This window comes from Cyanobium gracile UHCC 0139, assembly GCF_034931325.1.
GTDB lineage: Bacteria > Cyanobacteriota > Cyanobacteriia > PCC-6307 > Cyanobiaceae > Cyanobium > Cyanobium gracile_B.
The window spans coordinates 175190-190919 of record NZ_JAYGHX010000006.1 but is presented as its reverse complement, the minus strand read 5'-3'; the positions used below and the strand labels follow the sequence as shown (position 1 = coordinate 190919).

16 protein-coding genes and 1 pseudogene are annotated in these 15730 nt (G+C 68.5%); 6 read left to right on the top strand and 11 right to left on the bottom strand.

Features of this window, described 5'->3' with window-relative positions; translation table 11 throughout:
• Positions 1-76: 76 nt before the first annotated feature.
• Complete coding sequence (gene crtD / locus VB738_RS11445; protein ID WP_323305853.1) at positions 77-1636, top strand: C-3',4' desaturase CrtD; 1560 nt, start codon at positions 77-79, stop codon at positions 1634-1636.
• Between the two features lie 18 nt (positions 1637-1654).
• On the opposite strand, the gene VB738_RS11440 is transcribed toward crtD, so the two are convergent.
• The 9 genes and pseudogenes from VB738_RS11440 to VB738_RS11405 all read right to left on the bottom strand — a co-directional run bounded on the left by VB738_RS11440 (position 1655) and on the right by VB738_RS11405 (position 10534).
• Positions 1655-2590, bottom strand: a complete 936-nt coding sequence (locus VB738_RS11440; protein WP_323305852.1) for a phycobilisome rod-core linker polypeptide — start codon at positions 2588-2590, stop codon at positions 1655-1657.
• Between the two features lie 690 nt (positions 2591-3280).
• Positions 3281-3562: a hypothetical protein gene (locus VB738_RS11435; protein ID WP_323305851.1), complete on the bottom strand. Its 282-nt coding sequence runs from the start codon at positions 3560-3562 to the stop codon at positions 3281-3283.
• 47 nt (positions 3563-3609) lie between these two features.
• Positions 3610-4266 carry a PCC domain-containing protein gene (locus VB738_RS11430; RefSeq protein ID WP_323305850.1) on the bottom strand — a complete coding sequence of 219 codons (657 nt, stop codon included), beginning with the start codon at positions 4264-4266 and terminating at the stop codon, positions 3610-3612.
• A gap of 24 nt (positions 4267-4290) precedes the next feature.
• On the bottom strand, positions 4291-4872 hold the full coding sequence (locus tag VB738_RS11425) for a hypothetical protein (RefSeq protein WP_323305849.1): 582 nt from the start codon (positions 4870-4872) through the stop codon (positions 4291-4293).
• A complete protein-coding gene (locus VB738_RS11420; RefSeq protein WP_323305848.1) occupies positions 4865-7075 on the bottom strand; it encodes a mechanosensitive ion channel family protein in 2211 nt (736 codons plus the stop codon). Before VB738_RS11420 ends, VB738_RS11425 begins: the two co-directional genes overlap by 8 nt.
• Positions 7076-7111: 36 nt before the next feature.
• Positions 7112-7909 (bottom strand): ABC transporter ATP-binding protein, encoded by a 798-nt coding sequence (locus VB738_RS11415; protein ID WP_323305847.1) that lies wholly within the window; start codon positions 7907-7909, stop codon positions 7112-7114.
• 24 nt (positions 7910-7933) lie between these two features.
• Positions 7934-8878 (bottom strand): 30S ribosomal protein S6--L-glutamate ligase, encoded by a 945-nt coding sequence (rimK, locus tag VB738_RS11410; RefSeq protein WP_416233179.1) that lies wholly within the window; start codon positions 8876-8878, stop codon positions 7934-7936.
• Positions 8879-8968: 90 nt separating this feature from the next.
• A pseudogene (locus tag VB738_RS16470) lies at positions 8969-9370 on the bottom strand (ATP-dependent zinc protease); the annotation flags it as partial.
• Positions 9371-9460: 90 nt separating this feature from the next.
• Positions 9461-10534: a glycosyltransferase family 2 protein gene (locus VB738_RS11405; RefSeq protein WP_323305845.1), complete on the bottom strand. Its 1074-nt coding sequence runs from the start codon at positions 10532-10534 to the stop codon at positions 9461-9463.
• Between VB738_RS11405 and VB738_RS11400 the strand changes: the two genes are divergently transcribed.
• The gene (locus VB738_RS11400; RefSeq protein ID WP_323305844.1) at positions 10533-10922 is read left to right on the top strand and encodes a hypothetical protein; all 390 of its coding nucleotides are present in this window, start codon (positions 10533-10535) and stop codon (positions 10920-10922) included. The genes VB738_RS11405 and VB738_RS11400 overlap by 2 nt on opposite strands.
• Here the strand turns inward: VB738_RS11400 and VB738_RS11395 are convergent.
• Positions 10889-11407 (bottom strand): hypothetical protein, encoded by a 519-nt coding sequence (locus VB738_RS11395; RefSeq protein WP_323305843.1) that lies wholly within the window; start codon positions 11405-11407, stop codon positions 10889-10891. The genes VB738_RS11400 and VB738_RS11395 overlap by 34 nt on opposite strands.
• A gap of 83 nt (positions 11408-11490) precedes the next feature.
• Here VB738_RS11395 and VB738_RS11390 point away from each other — a divergent pair, with 83 nt between their 5' ends.
• From VB738_RS11390 to VB738_RS11375, 4 genes are all read left to right on the top strand, one after another.
• On the top strand, positions 11491-12603 hold the full coding sequence (locus VB738_RS11390; RefSeq protein ID WP_323305842.1) for a DUF389 domain-containing protein: 1113 nt from the start codon (positions 11491-11493) through the stop codon (positions 12601-12603).
• 120 nt (positions 12604-12723) lie between these two features.
• Positions 12724-13761: a phosphate ABC transporter substrate-binding protein PstS gene (gene pstS, locus VB738_RS11385; RefSeq protein WP_323305841.1), complete on the top strand. Its 1038-nt coding sequence runs from the start codon at positions 12724-12726 to the stop codon at positions 13759-13761.
• 229 nt (positions 13762-13990) lie between these two features.
• The gene (locus tag VB738_RS11380; RefSeq protein WP_323305840.1) at positions 13991-14950 is read left to right on the top strand and encodes a DnaJ C-terminal domain-containing protein; all 960 of its coding nucleotides are present in this window, start codon (positions 13991-13993) and stop codon (positions 14948-14950) included.
• Positions 14943-15254 carry a chaperone modulator CbpM gene (locus tag VB738_RS11375; protein ID WP_323305839.1) on the top strand — a complete coding sequence of 104 codons (312 nt, stop codon included), beginning with the start codon at positions 14943-14945 and terminating at the stop codon, positions 15252-15254. The genes VB738_RS11380 and VB738_RS11375 overlap by 8 nt, the downstream gene beginning before the upstream one ends.
• Positions 15255-15258: 4 nt before the next feature.
• Here VB738_RS11375 and VB738_RS11370 read toward each other — a convergent pair whose 3' ends face one another.
• Entirely contained in the window at positions 15259-15726 is a 468-nt protein-coding gene (locus VB738_RS11370) for a DUF3368 domain-containing protein (RefSeq protein WP_323305838.1), read from the bottom strand.
• Positions 15727-15730 lie beyond the last annotated feature (4 nt).

Genomic DNA, 15730 nt, shown 5'->3' with positions numbered 1-15730 from the left:
TGGCCCGGCCGGCAATGGGGACCCACGGCCCCGAGCCCCAGCCTGCCAACATCCCTTCTGAGCCTTCGGTGCAGCCTTGAATCCCAGCGACAGGGCCCGGGCCGATGTGGTGGTGGTGGGCGCCGGCATCGCCGGCCTGACGGCGACGGCCCTGCTGGCGAAACAGGGGCTGCAGGTGGAGCTGCTCGAAGCCCATCACCAGAGTGGCGGCTGCGCCGGCACCTTCCGTCGCGGTCCCTATGTGTTCGACGTGGGGGCCACCCAGGTGGCTGGGCTGGAGCAGGGCGACGGCACCCCGGCCGGCATCCATGCCCGTCTGTTCCGCCATCTGGGGGTGGAACCGCCGGCGGCCGTGCCCCTGGATCCGGGCTGCGTGGTGGATCTGGACGACGGCCGCGAGCCGGTGTCGATCTGGCGTGATCCGCAGCGCTGGCGGCGGGAACGGTTGCGGCAATTCCCCGGCAGTGAACGATTCTGGGCCCTCTGCGACGCCCTTCACCGGGCCAACTGGGCCTTCGCATCGCGGGATCCGGTGCTGCCGCCGCGTTCCTGGTGGGACCTGGGCCAACTGCTGGGGGCCCTGGGGGCAGGGAATCTGGCCAGTGGCCTGCTCACCACCTCCACCATCGCCGACCTGCTGTGGCTGACCGGCTGCGGCACGGACAGGCGGCTGCGGCGCTTCCTCGATCTTCAGCTGAGGCTCTACTCCCAGGAACCGGCGGATCGCACCGCCGCCCTCTACGGGGCCACCGTGCTGGCGATGGTGCAGGAACCACTTGGTCTCTGGCACCTGGAGGGATCGATGCAGGCCCTCAGCGAAGCCCTGGAGAACGCCATCGCGGGGCACGGCGGTCGGCTGCGGCTGCGGCACCGGGTGGAGCGGCTGCAGCCGCCGGAGCAGACCGGGGGCGACTGGCGGATCACGGGCCGGCGCGCCGGGGGACCTCCCGGGGACAGGCGCCACCGGGGGGAGGCGTTCCATCTGAGCGCCCCTGAGGTGGTCATCAGCCTGCCCCCCCAGACCCTGCCGGCTTTGCTGGGGGATGACCTGCCCAGCGGTTTTCGCCGACGGCTCGCGGCCCTGGGCGAACCCAGCGGCGCCCTGGTGTTCTACGGAGCCGTCGAGCGGGACAGGCTGCCGCCGGGGTGCCCCAGCCACCTGCAGCTGGAGGCCGATGACCCCGGCTCCCTGTTCGTTTCGGTCAGCCAGGAGGGGGATGGCCGGGCGCCCGCCGGCCGCGCCACGGTGATCGCCAGCGTGTTCACCCCGGCCCGTCCCTGGTTCGGCGGCGAGGAGGCCGCCTATCAGGCCCATAAGCAGCGGGCGATGGCCGCCATCCAGAGCGGCCTGGAGCGACTGCTGGGGGTGGGAACCGCCGACTGGCTGCACGGCGAGCTGGCCACCCCCCGGGGCTTCGCCGGCTGGACCGGCAGGCCCTGGGGCTACGTGGGGGGCCTGGGGCAGCACCCCAGTCGCTTCGGGCCCTTCGGCCTGGCCAGCCGCACCCCCCTGGCGGGGCTGTGGCTGTGCGGCGATGCCATCCACCCCGGCGAGGGAACTGCGGGGGTGAGCCTTTCCGCCCTGATGGCCTGCCGCCAGCTGCTGGCCCGACGGGGGGTGGACCTGCGGCCCTGACCCCCCCGGTACGTCAGCTCAGTTGACGCTGACGCGGACCACCCGGCCACCGAGACGCTGCACCCGCTGCAGGGCCTCGTTCATGCGGCTGTAGGGCACCCGCATCACGTAGGAACCGCTGCGCACCACGGCGTTGTTCACCAGCCCGGTGGCGGTGATGGTGGCCACCCGGCCACTGGGGGAGCTGGTGCCACGCACGCCGGCCGACACCACCAGGGCCTCCTCCCGGTGACCGCGACCGGGATCGGTGCTCTGGCCGCTGCGGGAGATCGGACCATCGACGCTGGCACCGCCCTGGGCCAGATTCGCCTGGAAGAAGGATTCACCGCTGAAGCGGGGACGGAGGACCGTCACCGTCACGGCCCGATCCTGATGCAGGGCCCGACCGAGTTTGAAGCGGGTGCCGGCGCTGTCGCCCTTCACGGACGCCGCCGCCCCGCCGGCCAGCTGCATCAACCAGGAGAACTGCTGCCCCTGGTGGCCGGCGGAGTAGTCCCAGCCGTGAAGATAGGGCACCACGTCGGAACCGAAGCGCTCCTGGTACTCGGGGCTGTCGATGTAGGAATCGATCTCGGCGTCGTAGCCCTGCTCCTGCAGGATCGTGAAGTGGTGCAGCATTTCGGCCTTGTTATGGGGAGCCCGGCCGAGGAGATGCTTGTGGTTGAGTTCGATGAAGCGATAGGGATTGCAGTTCTCGAAGAAGCGGGAGCGGTACAGACCGCTCCTGGCAAGAGTACGCACGAATTCCTGCACGGTGAGGTAACCGTTGCGGAACAGGGATTCGGCACCGGCGAGGCGCTCGCTCTGCATCACATACTGCTGGCCCAGCACCTGCTGATACACCAGGCGGATGATGGCGTCGCGATCCTGCTGGGAGGCTTTTGACCAGTTCTCCTTGTTGCGGTCATCCGCGAAACGCTCAATACCAAGGGACGGGGCTTGGACCAGGGCCATGGTGGAAACAGGGCAAAGGGCAGAGGGAGGAGCATCGCCGCGGGCGGCCCACCTGGCGGATTCAGGCAGGAACCGGTGCGGGCGCACAGAAGGTGGTTCCCCGGAAGGCCGTGCCCGCCGACGATGTCAAGCTGCGATTCTCAGCGGATTCCCGGGAAATCAGGCCGAATCGTTACAGCGCTCAGTGCCTGGGGAAGGATCCATACATTCCTTCACCACGAAGGTTTACACCTTCAGCCCGAAAGATTGCGAAAGAAAAAGATTGCCAAAGGCAAAACCTCCTCAGGAGGCAATCCGGCCCGAATCGCTACGGCGACGTTGGAGTTGGCGCAGGGAACGCCGGTCCCGGTCACGGTTGAGGCTGGAGCGGGAAATGATCGGCAGCTGAAGGGAAGGTGCGGGGCTCGCCGCGTCCTCGCAGAGACTGGCCCAGACGGTTTCGAGCGCGGCCAGCTCATCGGCCGGAGACCAGCCCGCAGCGGAGGAGCGCCCTTCACCAGACGGGAGGGACTGGCGCCTGGGCTGTGGGAGCTCGATCGTCACCATTCTTCCCACGACCTATGAACCCTTGTACTACATCCGGCCGCAACGTCCAGAGGGGAGGCAACACAGGCTGACGAAAGAAATTGTGAAGGCAAGGCCACCGGCGCGGCGGAAAAATCCGGCCATGACTGTCCTTGCGCCCGTGGGTCACTCATCGCTGGGCAACAACACCAGGGTATGCAGCCGATCGGTGCCCAGGTCATGGGTCAGGATCCACACCTGGAGTCCCCGGCCAAGATCGAAAACGCTGCGCAGCGACCCTTGCTGACGGTAGGCAGCGATGGTGTTGTCGCGGGCGTCGCGGGCATCCACCACGCCCCAGTCGCCCCTGCGGTGTCGGGCCACCAGACGCTGCAGGGTCTCGGCATCCACCCACTCCCGCACATCCGGACTCACGTCCACCGGGCCGATGGCGAGGCGGGCAGCCATGACGAGTCGCTTCTCCTCCGTCGACCTTAGGGCGGATGGGGGAGGTCTCAGCGCAGGTGGTCGAGCTCGCCGCGGCCGTGCCGATCGGCCAGGGCGTCGTAGCCGCCGATGGGCTGGCCATCGATGAACACCTGGGGCATGGAGGCCAGGCCACTGCGCCCAGCGACGGCCGCCCGCGCCTGCTCGTCATCGGCGAGCTGCACCACATGGGGGATGCCGAGGGTGCGCAGCATGCGCAGGGCCCGGGCCGAATAGGGGCAGCCGCTGCGCACGGCGATCTCCACCCTGGGGTGGGCCGGAGCCGCGGGGGCGGTGGGCCGGGCCGCTGCAGCCGGCAGGGCCTCAGCGGCCGACGGCGGATCCTGGGGCGCTCCGGCCACCGGAAGGAAACCCACCAGCAGGTCGGCGCCCCGGAGCACCAGGCTGCCGTGCTCAAGGTGTCCGCCCCACACCTGGCAGTCACCGTCGGAGAGGCTCAGGTGCAGGTGCACCCCCTGGGGCGCCACGGTGCCCTGCAGGGTGATGATCTCCAGGTGGCCCTGCAGCACGGTGGGTTCCTCCAGGCCCGGGCACTGGAAGGCCGCCTGGGAAAGGTCACCCACCACGCCGAGCACGAACCCGGAGGCGCCGGCTTCGATCGCCAGCTGCTCGAGGCTGGCGCGCAGGTCACTGCCCGGGCCGAGATGCAGCGGCAGGGGGTGCATGGCGGGATGGGGCGTGGCAGGGGGTCAAGGTAAGTCCTGGGCTTCCGGCGCCTCGGCCACCAGGCGGCAGCGCAGCAGGGCCAGGGCCTCATCGGGCAAGCCCAGGAAGCGGTCCAGCCAGGGGTCACCGCTGGGGGCGATGGTGGCCACGCCCACCAGCAGCGCCCGGCCGTCACCGTCGAGGGGCTCGCCGCTCGCCGTGTGGCGGCGGCCCTGCACCGGGCCGGTGCCGAGCGTGGTGACGACGATCAGGTCGGGGGCGCGGTAGAGGCTGCCGATGGCGAAGCGGAAGCGGGCGGCGAACTCCAGCGCCATCGCCCCGGTGGCGCCGTCGAGGCGACCCTCGAGTCGCTCGGGGTGGATCGTGATCCCCAGGCCGGGGGGCAACGGCAGACCGAGGAAGCGGGTGGTGCGCCAGTCAAGCGGCGGGATGCTCAGGCCGTCGGGAGCAAAGTGGAGGGTGCCGGTGCCGATGCCGGTGCCTGCGGGATCCGCCGCAGCGGACGCGCCCACCCCGCCACCGCCGCGGGCGTCGTAGCGGAAGCGGGGATAGGCCCCGATCGCCAGGCCGCAGCCCGCCAGGGTCTGGAGCGACAGCTCAGCCATCGAGCTGGATCTCCGCCTGGGTGGGGTAGGGGATCTGGATCCCTTCGGCGGCGAACAGGGCCAGCAGGGCCCGGTTGAGGCGGGCCACCTCATCCTTGAACGCCGGATAGGTGGGCTGGGAGGAGCGGTAGTCGTAGGTGAAGTCGTAGCTGAAGTCGCTGATGGCCATCAGGCGACAGGCCCGGAAGGCCGCAAGGGGTTCGTGCTCGAACAGCGAAGCGATCAGGTCCGGGATGCGCTGCAGCTGCTCCGGGCTCGTGTCGTAGGCCACGCCGATCACCATGCGGGAGCGGATGACCTGATCGAGGATCTGCCGCAATCGCAGCAGGACCGCTTCCCGCAGGGTGAGGTAATCGGTCCAGTTGGGGGCGTGGATCTGCCCGCAGCAGCGCAGCAGCAGCTCTCCATCGTCCGTCGCCTGGTCGAGGAACACCTGGGCGGCGGACAAGCCCGGCAGATCGGTGAGGTACAGGCGGCCGTAATGCACCAGGTCGTCCAGCTGGTCGGGGGTGAGCTCGACCGGCAGGGGCAGGTGCAGCTCGAAGACATGCAGCACCACATCCGGTGCCTGACCCGCGCGCAGGGAGTAGTTGACGATCGTCTCCTCATCGACGACCGAATTGGGGATGGTGATGCGGCTCTCGTGGGTCTGCAGCTCCAGGGACCGCAGGCCGATCTTGGTGACATAGCCGAGGTTGCTGCCGATGCGGCAGAACTCCCCCACCCGCAGCGGACGGTCGGTCTGGATCGACAGACCGGCGAACAGGTTGCCCAGCAGCTTCGAGGCACCGAGGCCGATGGCCAGGCCGGGCACGGCGGAAAAGGCCAGCACGGTGGAGGCCGGCAAGCCCAGCAGGATCAGCAGCCGGTACATCAGGGAGATGCCGATGACGGCGCCCAGCACTCGGCAGACGGGCATCACCAGATTGCTGACCCGGCTCAGCTGCAGGGCGTTGCGCCGGCCACGCAGGATCGTGATCCACTCCGCCAGGCTGCGGCCGAGGGCCTCCATCAGAAAGAAGCTGAACAACCCGGCCCAGCAGAAGTAGAGCGTGTAGAGCAGGTACATCAGCACCTGCAGCGGCAGGCCGGTGACGTTGACGTAGTGATCAAGCAGCAGTTCCACCAGCCGGGTGACGGGCAGGGCAACGCCCGCCAGGAGCACCCGGTGCCAGGCGATGTTGTCGAGCCGCCAGATCGCCGCGGGGGTGAGGTTTCCCCTGGCGGAGCCCTCGGTCATCCGATAAGTGCCCAGCAGGGCCAGCACCAGCCGGAATTGAACGAAGGCGAACACCGCCATCACCAGCAGCCCCAGCACGATCTGGAACAGGGTCTGGTCCCAGAGATGGGCCTCCAGCACATTGCGGCGCAACCCCTCGGGAATGGCCAGGTACCACTTGGGCGGCAGGATATGGCCGGGCCTGAGGCTGAAGGTGTCGTAGATCGCCGGCGTCAGCAGGCTGGAGGGGCCCGCGGCGGGGGATCGCTGATGCTTGATCTCCTCGTAGAGGCCGGGGATCTGGGCCACCGTGAAGGCGGAGAACCGGTAGCCGCGATCACGCCCATCCTCCGGCCCGTCATCCGTCAGGGTGATGGAGGTGCCGGGGATGGTCCAGCTGGCACTGGGGTTCACCCGTGACTCGTTCAGGGCCTTCATCCCGGCCGCATCAGGAATCTCGAACGGCTTGCGGCTGTGGGTGAAGACGTAATCGAGGATCACCTTGAGCTTGAGGGCATATTCATCGGCGAAATCCGCCCGGATGCTCTGGGGAATCTCCGACACGTCCAGGGCCTTCACCGCCTCCTCGAAGTAGCTGTTGATCAGCGCCAGTTCGTTGCGCACGGCTCTCGACCAGAACAGCCCGGGGGTGGCGGCCGCCTCGGCCTCGATCCGGGCGATGTCGCGGCTCACCTGGGCCATCACCACGTAGAAGTTGAGCAGGGTGGCCCGCGGGCTGTCCCCCACCACCTGGTTGAGGGGCGCATCGGTCCATTGCTGCTTGAGCTCCAGCAGCTGGCCGTGGAACGGCTGGCTCTCCAGGGGCACGTAGGTGTTCCGGCCCATCGCAGTGGGTGCGGTCTCCGGGCCGGCGGAGAAACCCGCCGGGGACAGACCCATCAGCGGCAGCAGGCAGGCGATCAGGAACGCCAGCAGCGGCCTGAGCTGGCAGGGCAGACGGGGCAGACGGATCGGACGGGGCACCCGGAAGCCGCGGCACATGCCCCGCATGATGACGGCTCAGCCCGCCGGCAGCACCTGGCGGTAGCCGTTCGCCTCGCACACCCGCAGGGGGGTGGCGAACAGGGCGCTGAGGGGGGCGTCCTGCAGCAGCGCCTCGGTGGGGCCGTCGCCCACCACCCGGCCCTCGCGCAGCAGCACGCAACGGCGGATCTCGGGCAGGACCGCCTCGATCTGGTGGGTCACCAGCAGCAGGGTGGTGCCGGACCCGGCCAGCTCGCGCAGGATCGCCAGCAGCTGGTGTTTCGCCTTCAGATCGAGGCCGTTGGTGGGTTCATCCAGCACCAGCACCTCGGGCCGGTGCACCAGGGCCCTGGCCAGCAGCAGGCGCCGGCGCTGGCCCTCGGAGAGCTGGCCATAGGGGCGCTCGGCCAGGTCGGCCAGCCCCAGCTGCACCATCAGTGCCGTCACACGTCGCCGCTGGGCCCCGGTGGCCACCTGACTGCGGCCGATGCCCACCGAACCGAAGAAACCGGAGAGCACCACATCGGCGGCGGGCACCCGGCCCCCGTAGGCGGCCTGCAGATCCTGGGACACCAGGCCGATGCGGCCCCGCAGCTCCCAGAGGTTCACCGTCGTGCTGCCGAAGAGGCGCAGGCAGGAACCGGGCTTCACCACGGGGTAGAGCTCGCGGCTGAGCAGCTTCACCAGCGAACTCTTGCCGGAGCCGTTGGGGCCCAGCACCACCGTGTGCTCACCGCGGTGCAGCCGCAGGGAGAAATCCTCGAAGACGCGGCGGGGCCCCAGCCAGACCTCGACGGCCTCCAGCTCCAGGTAGGCCGAGGGGGAGCTGCTCATGGGGGGGTGGTCATGGGGCCACGCTCAGGCCGGGGTCAGGGGCTGGGACTGGGACCGGGCCTCCATGGCGCCGTCGGCCGGGGGCCGGCCCCAGCCGAGCTTGCGTTCCAGCTTGCGGATCATCTTGCCGGCCAGATCCAGGCCGGTGGCGGTCTCGATCCCCTCGAGGCCCGGGCTGGAGTTCACCTCCAGCAGCAGGGGGCCGCGGTGGGAACGCAGGATGTCGACGCCGGCCACATCCAGGCCCAGGGCCTTGCAGGCCTTGACGGCCATCTGCTTCTCCGCCGCATCGAGCTGCACCGTCCGGGCCGTTCCCCCCTGGTGGAGGTTGGCCCGGAATTCGCCTTCGGCGGCCCGACGTTCGATGGCGGCCACCACCTTGCCGCCAACGACGAAGCAGCGCAGGTCCGTTCCGCCGGCCTCCTTGATGAACTCCTGAACCAGCAGGTTGGCGTCGAGGCTCTGGAGGGCATTGATGACGCTCTCGGCCGCCTTCTGGGTTTCGGCCAGCACCACGCCCTTGCCCTGGGCACCCTCCAGCAGCTTCACGATCAGGGGGGCGCCACCCACCATGCGGATCAGATCCACCGTGTCGAGCGGGGAATCGGCGAACCCCGTGACGGGGGTGTTGAGCCCGGCGCGCACGAATTCCTGCGAGGCGAAGAGCTTGTCGCGGGAGGCGGTGATCGCCTGGGCACTGTTGAGGGACGGCACCCCCATCGACTCGAACTGGCGGGTCACGGCGCAGCCATAGAAGGTGACGCTGGGGCGGATGCGGGGGATGACGGCATCCACGGTGCCGAGCACGTCGCCACCGCGGTAATGGACCTCCGGGTTGCGGGGATCCAGGCGGATGTAGCACTGGCGGATGTTGAGGAACTGCATGTGGTGGCCCCGTTCCTCGCCGGCCTCGATCAGGCGACGGTTGCTGTAGAGGTCGGGATTGCTGGCCAGCAGCACGATCCGCAGGCCGTCGTCGCGCTTGCGGACATGGGCATAGAGGGCCCGGCTCTCCTCGGCGCTGAGGCTGCGCAGGTGGTGGCTGCCCTCCGGGTCCACCAGGATCCGGCCCACCATGGCCTGGCGGCCGAGCAGCATCCGGTAGCCCATGGCATCACGGTTGGCGAGCGTGAGTTCCACCTCCCAGCTCTGCTCACCGAGCACCAGGCGCTCCCGGATCACGTAGCGGTTCTCCGAGACACCGCTGGTGTTGCGCACCTCCCGCCGGGCCACCACGGGGGCCTCATGGCGCACCACCACGGCCCGGTCGCCCTGGAGGGGATGGACCTCGAAGCTCACCCAGGGGCGCCCGTCGCGCTCGAAGGGAACGATATTGGTGGCGTGCAGGGCGGAGGTGGCCGCCCCGGAATCCACCCGGGCCTTGATCGCCGGCAGCCCGGCGTCCGGGAAGCTGCACCACTCCTCGCTGCCCACGATGATCTTGCCGTCGACGCTGTCCATGGATCCGGATCAAGTGGCGTGGGCGAGCCCACGAACCGCCATGCTCGCCGGACTGCTTGCCCTTGTCATCAGGACATGGGGCGGCGGTGTTCAGCGGTTGTCGACGGGATCAGGTGAGAGCTGGCGGAGCAATTGTTCGAACTTCTCCCGCTTGTTGAGGGTGGTGCCGTAATCGCCGAACAGAATATTGAGCGGCGGCATCGTTCTGGATCCCGTGACACAGGCATGGCGGTGCTGGAACACGAAGCGCGGCCAATGCGTGACCACAGGCGAAGAAGGGTCCAGATTGTGCTTGGCCGCCATGTGCTCGACGCTCTTTCTGACCCAGTCACTGGACCAGCGCAGCTGGAAGAACGCCAGGTCGGAGGGAAGCAACTGCTCGGGGGAAGGGGGGATGTAACTCACCCGGCTGGCTGGCTCAAAAAACATGGAACCTCCGGTGCTGGAGACGGTGATCGAAAAATCCGTCTCTTCGGCCATGCTCAGCAACTTCTCGTCGAGGGGGCCGTTCTGGGCGAAGAAATCGGCCCGAACCAGAACACAGTGGAACTCATTCAGTTCGGTGGGACCCGCCACCAGGGGCTTGTTCACCTTGGCCAGGGGCAGATGGTTCCAGGGGCGCCGCTCGGTCAGCCAGCGGCGGCCCTGCTCCATCGACTTCCAGACGAGCTCACCACCAGCATGATGAACGACGCTGAAGGCTTCGTCTTCGAACGTCAGCGGGCAGACAGCGGTGCAGCCGTGCTGGTCAGCGCAGGCGACCAGCGCCTGTAGCCAGCCGCGGCTGACGATGACATCGTTATCAACGAAGACAAGATACTTTGTCTTGACGAAGGGAAGTGCCAGGTTGCGGGCGGTGTTTGGTGAGAGATAGTGCTCGGTGCGAATCAGCTGGAAATTCCTTTCTTCGGCTTGAGCCTGAAGTGCCCTGCCCAGGTCGGGGGGAGAGTTGCCATCGATGTAAATCAGCTCGAATGGAACGTCCGTGTTCTCAACGATCGAATCCAGTGATCTCAGTGCGTAACCGAATCGTTCGCGAGGTACGACCACCACCGTGACGTTGCTCTGAACCATGGTTTCGGAACGCTCTTGACAACTTTTACACCAATTGGCTGGGAGTTGTCGGTTCAGGCAGGCTGGGGGCTGTGTGCGGGCGATGGTCATGGCGGAGGCTCCGTATCTGGTGGTGCTGGCCCTGCTGGAGCAGGAGGGGAAGCGGGCCCTGCCCCTGAACGGCAAGTCGTTGGCCGCGGCGGCGGCCGAAGCGGCGGAACCCGGCGACGACGGCCGCACCCTGGTGCTGGAACTGCTGCTGCGCCTGTGGCAGCGCAGTGAGGAAGGCGCCCTGCGGCGGGCGGCCGGGGACGGCAGCCTGGTGCTGGTGGAGCTGCCGCTGGAGGCCCTGCAGGAGCAGCTGCCGCGGCTGAAGGCGCGCTGGGTCGGCGGCGGTGCCACCGCCGATTTCCATTCCGGGCTGGCCGCCCTGGCGATCCGGGGCTGGCGTGTGGCGATCGCCCGTTATGAGCCGGTGCGCTTCAGCGCCTGGCCCTGAGGCGCGCCCTGCGGCGGAGCCGGAGCTGGTGGGGGAACAGGTGCAGCGCAAAGCTCGTCCATGAGGCGGAAATAGGACACGGCATCCCGGCGGGCCATGACCCGGGCTTCCGCTTCCCGCTGCCAGCGGCCGTCGCCGTAGAGCCGGGCAAGGTCACGCTGGTCGCGCCGGCTCAGGCCCCGGCGCAGCTCCTCCTCGCCCAGATGGGACCGTCCCCGCAGACAGCGGGACTGGACCGCGTGCCAGCCCTCGTGCAGCAGGGTGTCGTTCAGGTTGCCCCGGGGGCAGACCACGATCCGCCGGCTCTCACGCAGATAAAGCCCGTAGAGACCGCGCTCGGCGCAGCGGGGATGGCTGCCGAGCACGCGGAAGCCACGCTGCTCGAAGGCCTCCACCAGCTGCTGGTAGGGCCAGTTGTCCGCGCGGGCCGGGGGCATGACCAGCGCCAGCACCAGGCTCGCGGCGGCGGGCTTCAGCCAGGCCATGGAGGCGGAGACGGGCACGGGAGGGGCTTGAACGTAAGGCGGCGACACAGCAGTCTGGTGAGCTGTCCTAAGGCGCTCGGGCCATGACCACCACCACCGCCCCGCCGCCCGACGACAGGCTGGCCGGGCTTCAGCGGGAGTTCGAGCACGACGCCAGCTTCAACCTGGTGTTCGTGGTGCTCACCGTCGGCGCCACCTTGCTCGCCACCCTGGGCCTGCTGGCCAACAGCCCCGCGGTGGTGATCGGCGCCATGGTCGTGGCTCCCTGGATCATGCCGCTGCAGGCGATGGCCTTCGAGATCCTGCGGGGGCAGCTGCCGATGTTCCTGCGGGCCCTGCGCACCCTGCTGGTGGGGGTGGTGATCTGCGTGCTGCTGGCGATGGCGGTGGGCCATCTGGTGGCGTTCCCCAGCTTCGGCAGCGAGGTGATGAACCGCACCAGCCCCAACCTGCTGGATCTGGGGGTGGCCCTGGTGGCCGGGGCGGTCGCGATGTTCGTCAAGCTCCGAAAGGATGCGATCTCGGCCCTGGCCGGCCTGGCGATCGCCGTGGCCTTGGTGCCACCCATGTGTGTGGTGGGGATCCTGCTGGCCTCCGCCAACTGGTCCCAGGCCTACGGGGCGCTGCTGCTGTTCACCACCAACCTGCTGGGGATCATGGTGGGGGCGATGGCGGCCCTGGGGACCCTCGAGAGGGTGTACCGGCGCCGGTTGTTCAACAGCCGGATCGGCCTCACCAGCGTGGCTCTCACCGCCCTGCTGGTGATTCCCCTGGGCAGCAGCTTCTTCCGCCTGGTGAACGAGACCCGGCAAGAGAACAAGGCCCAGCAGCTGGAGGCGGCCATCGAGCAGCGGCTGCGCAGCAGCACGATCACCCTCGGCGGTGATCCCGCCATCGACATGGTGGGCCTCAGCATCGACTGGCAGCAGAACCCGCCGCTGATCCGGGCCCGGGTGCGGGTGACTGATCCGGAACTCCCCACGCCCAAGCAGGTCGCCGCTGTGCAGGAGTTCATCAACCGAAACCAGGCGCCCCTGCGCTTCCGGCTCGTGATGCAACGCACCGCGGTGGACCTGATCGGCCCGGAAACAGCCCCCAATCCCCCCGCCTTTGGGGTGCTGCCGGTGCCGCCCCCGCCCCTGCCGCCCCTGCCGCGGGAAGCGGAGGAGGAGGCAGAGGAACAGGTCGCCGAGTAGGGGAACACCAGGGCTGCCCAGCGTCGTCTCCCAGCAGGACCATAATGTTTTCATAATGACAATCTTCAGGACATCGCCTAGGAGTGGAAGCTGTCAGGAGGCTCTCCCATGCATCGCCGAATGCTTTCGATCTCGCTGTGCAGCAGGTCTGTTCGCCTTGCCGCACCAGCCTCCATCGCCCTGATTGGTCTGGTGGCCACAGCCTGCGGTGGTGGTGGCGGTGGCACCAAATCCTTGCCCTCCATCAGTGGCGCGGGAGCCACCTTCCCGGCCGCGGCCTACCAACGCTGGGGCGGTGATTATGCCTCGGAAACCGGTAACAAGATGAATTACCAATCGGTGGGTTCTGGCGCCGGTGTGCGCCAGTTCCTGGCCGGGTCGGTTGATTTCGGTGCGACTGACGAGCAGCTCTCCGATGAGGATTTCAACAAGGGTGCCGCTGGCCAGCGAGGCGCCGTTCAGATCCCCATGCTCGGCGGCACCGTGACCCCGGCCTACAACAATGCCGACTGTCCCGATCTGAAGCTCACGCAGGCCCAGCTCGCCGACATCTTCCTCGGCAAGATCACCAACTGGAAGCAGCTCGGCTGTCCTGACAGGCCCATCACGGTGGCCCACCGCTCGGACGGGTCCGGCACCACCTACGCGTTCACCAACTCCCTTGCCTGCTTCTCCCCGGAGTGGAAAGAGAAAGTTGGCAAGGGCAAGTCCGTGCAATGGCCCGTTGGCGTGGGTGGCAAGGGCAATGAAGGGGTGGCCGGGGTGATCAGCAACACCCCTGGGGCTCTTGGCTACCTGAACCAGGCCTACGTGCAAGGCACCATCAAACCCGCAGCGCTCCAGAACAAAGCGGGCAACTTCGTGCTTGCCAATGGTGAGAGCGGTGCTGCCGCCTTGAACGGCGTCACGCTTGATGAGCGACTGGGTGGGGAAGACTGCAACCCGGCCGGTGCGGACAGCTTCCCGATCGTTGCCTTCACCTGGATCCTGGCCTATCAGAGCGGACAGGGGAAAGAGAAGGCGGAGGCCGTGCGCACGTTCCTGACCTGGGCCCTGCAGGAGGGACCCCAATCCACAGCCGCCGAGCTGGGCTACGTGCCGATCAAGGGCGATGTGCTGAAACGGGCCCTGGCCGAGATCGAAAAGATCAAGGAGTGATGCCCATCCACGCCCCGCAAGGCTGCTGAAGAGCAGAAGGGGGGCTTCGCCCCCCTTTTTTCTGCACCCAGGCCAGGGGAAGGCCGGGGCTTGTCAGGGCGTGGGTTGCCGCCTCAGGGACCGGCCGCCAGTGGTTTCCAGGCCGCGATCAGCAGCTCCGCCGCCAGGGCGATCCGCAGGGGCGTAGGAGGATGGCCATCGATCCCGGGAACCGGGTGGGGACGCAGCGATGAAGTTCAAGGACTACTACGCCTGCTTGGGGATCGAGCGCGACGCCAGCGCCGAGGAGATCAAGAAGGCCTACCGCAAGCTGGCGCGCCAGTACCACCCTGATGTGGCCAAGGAGGAGGGCGCCGAGGAGCGGTTCAAGGAGATCAGCGAGGCCTACCAGACCCTCTCCGATCCGGAGAAACGTCAGGCCTACGACGATCTCGGCCGCCACCGAGCCGGCGAGGACATCACCCCCTCACCGGAATGGGACAGCCGCTTCTGGCGGGGTGGAGGGCCGCAGGAGGTGGACCTGGCCGACCTGTTCGAGCAGATGGGTTTCGGTGGTGGCGGCGGCGCCGGCGATCCCCGGCGACAGGGGGCAGGCTTCCCGATCCGCGGCCAGGACGTGGAGGTGGCCACCGAGCTGAGCCTGGAGCAGGCCGCCCACGGCACGGAGGTGTCGTTCTCGCTCAGCGTGCCGGTGCTGGGGGCCGATGGCCGCATCCAGAAGCAGAGCCGCAGCGGCCGGATCCGGGTGCCCCGCGGCGTGGTGGAAGGGGAGCGGCTGCGGGTGCCGGGCAAGGGCGGCGACGGCATCGCCGGCGGTGCCCCCGGCGATCTCTATCTGGAGGTGCGGCTGGCGCCCCATCCCCGCTTCAAGGCCGTGGGCCACGACCTCTACCTGGAGCTGCCGATCGCCCCCTGGGAGGCGGCCCTGGGGGCCGAGATCAAGGTGCCCAGCCTCGATGGGCCGGTGGCGGTGAGCCTGAAGCCGGGGATGCGCAGCGGCCAGAAGCTGCGCCTGGCCGGCAAGGGCCTGCCCCACCGGCGCGACGGGGCGGGCGATCTCTACGGTGTGATTCAGATCGTGCTGCCCGAAAAGATCGGCGAACGGGAGCAGGCGCTGTACCGCGACCTCGCCGAAGCCTCCGCCTTCCACCCCCGCCACCACCTCGAAGGACCTTCCACCGATGGCTGACGACCTGCTGATCCCCGACGACGACGAGGGGTGCACCGTGGCCCTCGAGGAGTTGCTGGCCGCCTCGGGGCTGGTCCACGACGAGGTGATCGAACTGGTGCAGTTCGGGGTGTTCCGCTGCGCCCAGCACGCGCCCGTGTGGACCTTCCACGTCCACACGGTGCGCCTGGCCCGCCGCGCCGCCCGCCTGCGCGACGACTTCGGCCTCAACGTCTCCGGGATGGCCCTGGCCCTCACCTACCTGGAGCGGATCGAGGCCCTCGAAGGGCGGCTACGGGAGCTGGAATCGCAGTTGCCGCGGTGAGGGTTCAGCTGGCGTAGTCGTCGTCGATCTCGCCACAGCGCTTCAGAACGGTGGTGATCACGGCCGGAGCAATGCGGAAATCGCTGCGATGCAGTTCTCCAAACACGGCCCGGGCTGAAGGGATCAGGCCCCGCAGACGGGCCATGCCAATCACTGCAGCGGTGCCCGCAACCTTCAGGCCAAGTTCCTGGGCCACCGCCCGGCCGGCCCGTTCGTCGATCAACAGCAGCACCGGTCCTGGCCTGGAGAGGGCCAGGCGGATGCTGGCCGCTTCGCCTTCGTCAAGGTCGGGCAACTCCGGACCCTGCTGGGGGTCCGGCGTGATCGTCAGCCAGCCGGCCTTGATCGCAGCGGTGATCAGCGCCTCCTGGGCGGTGAATCTGCCGGTGAGCACCTCATCGGCCACGGTGGCGGGGAGCAGCACGGTTCCGAACAGCTCCCGCAACCAGCCGATCCCGTTGACCTGGGCCAAGCCG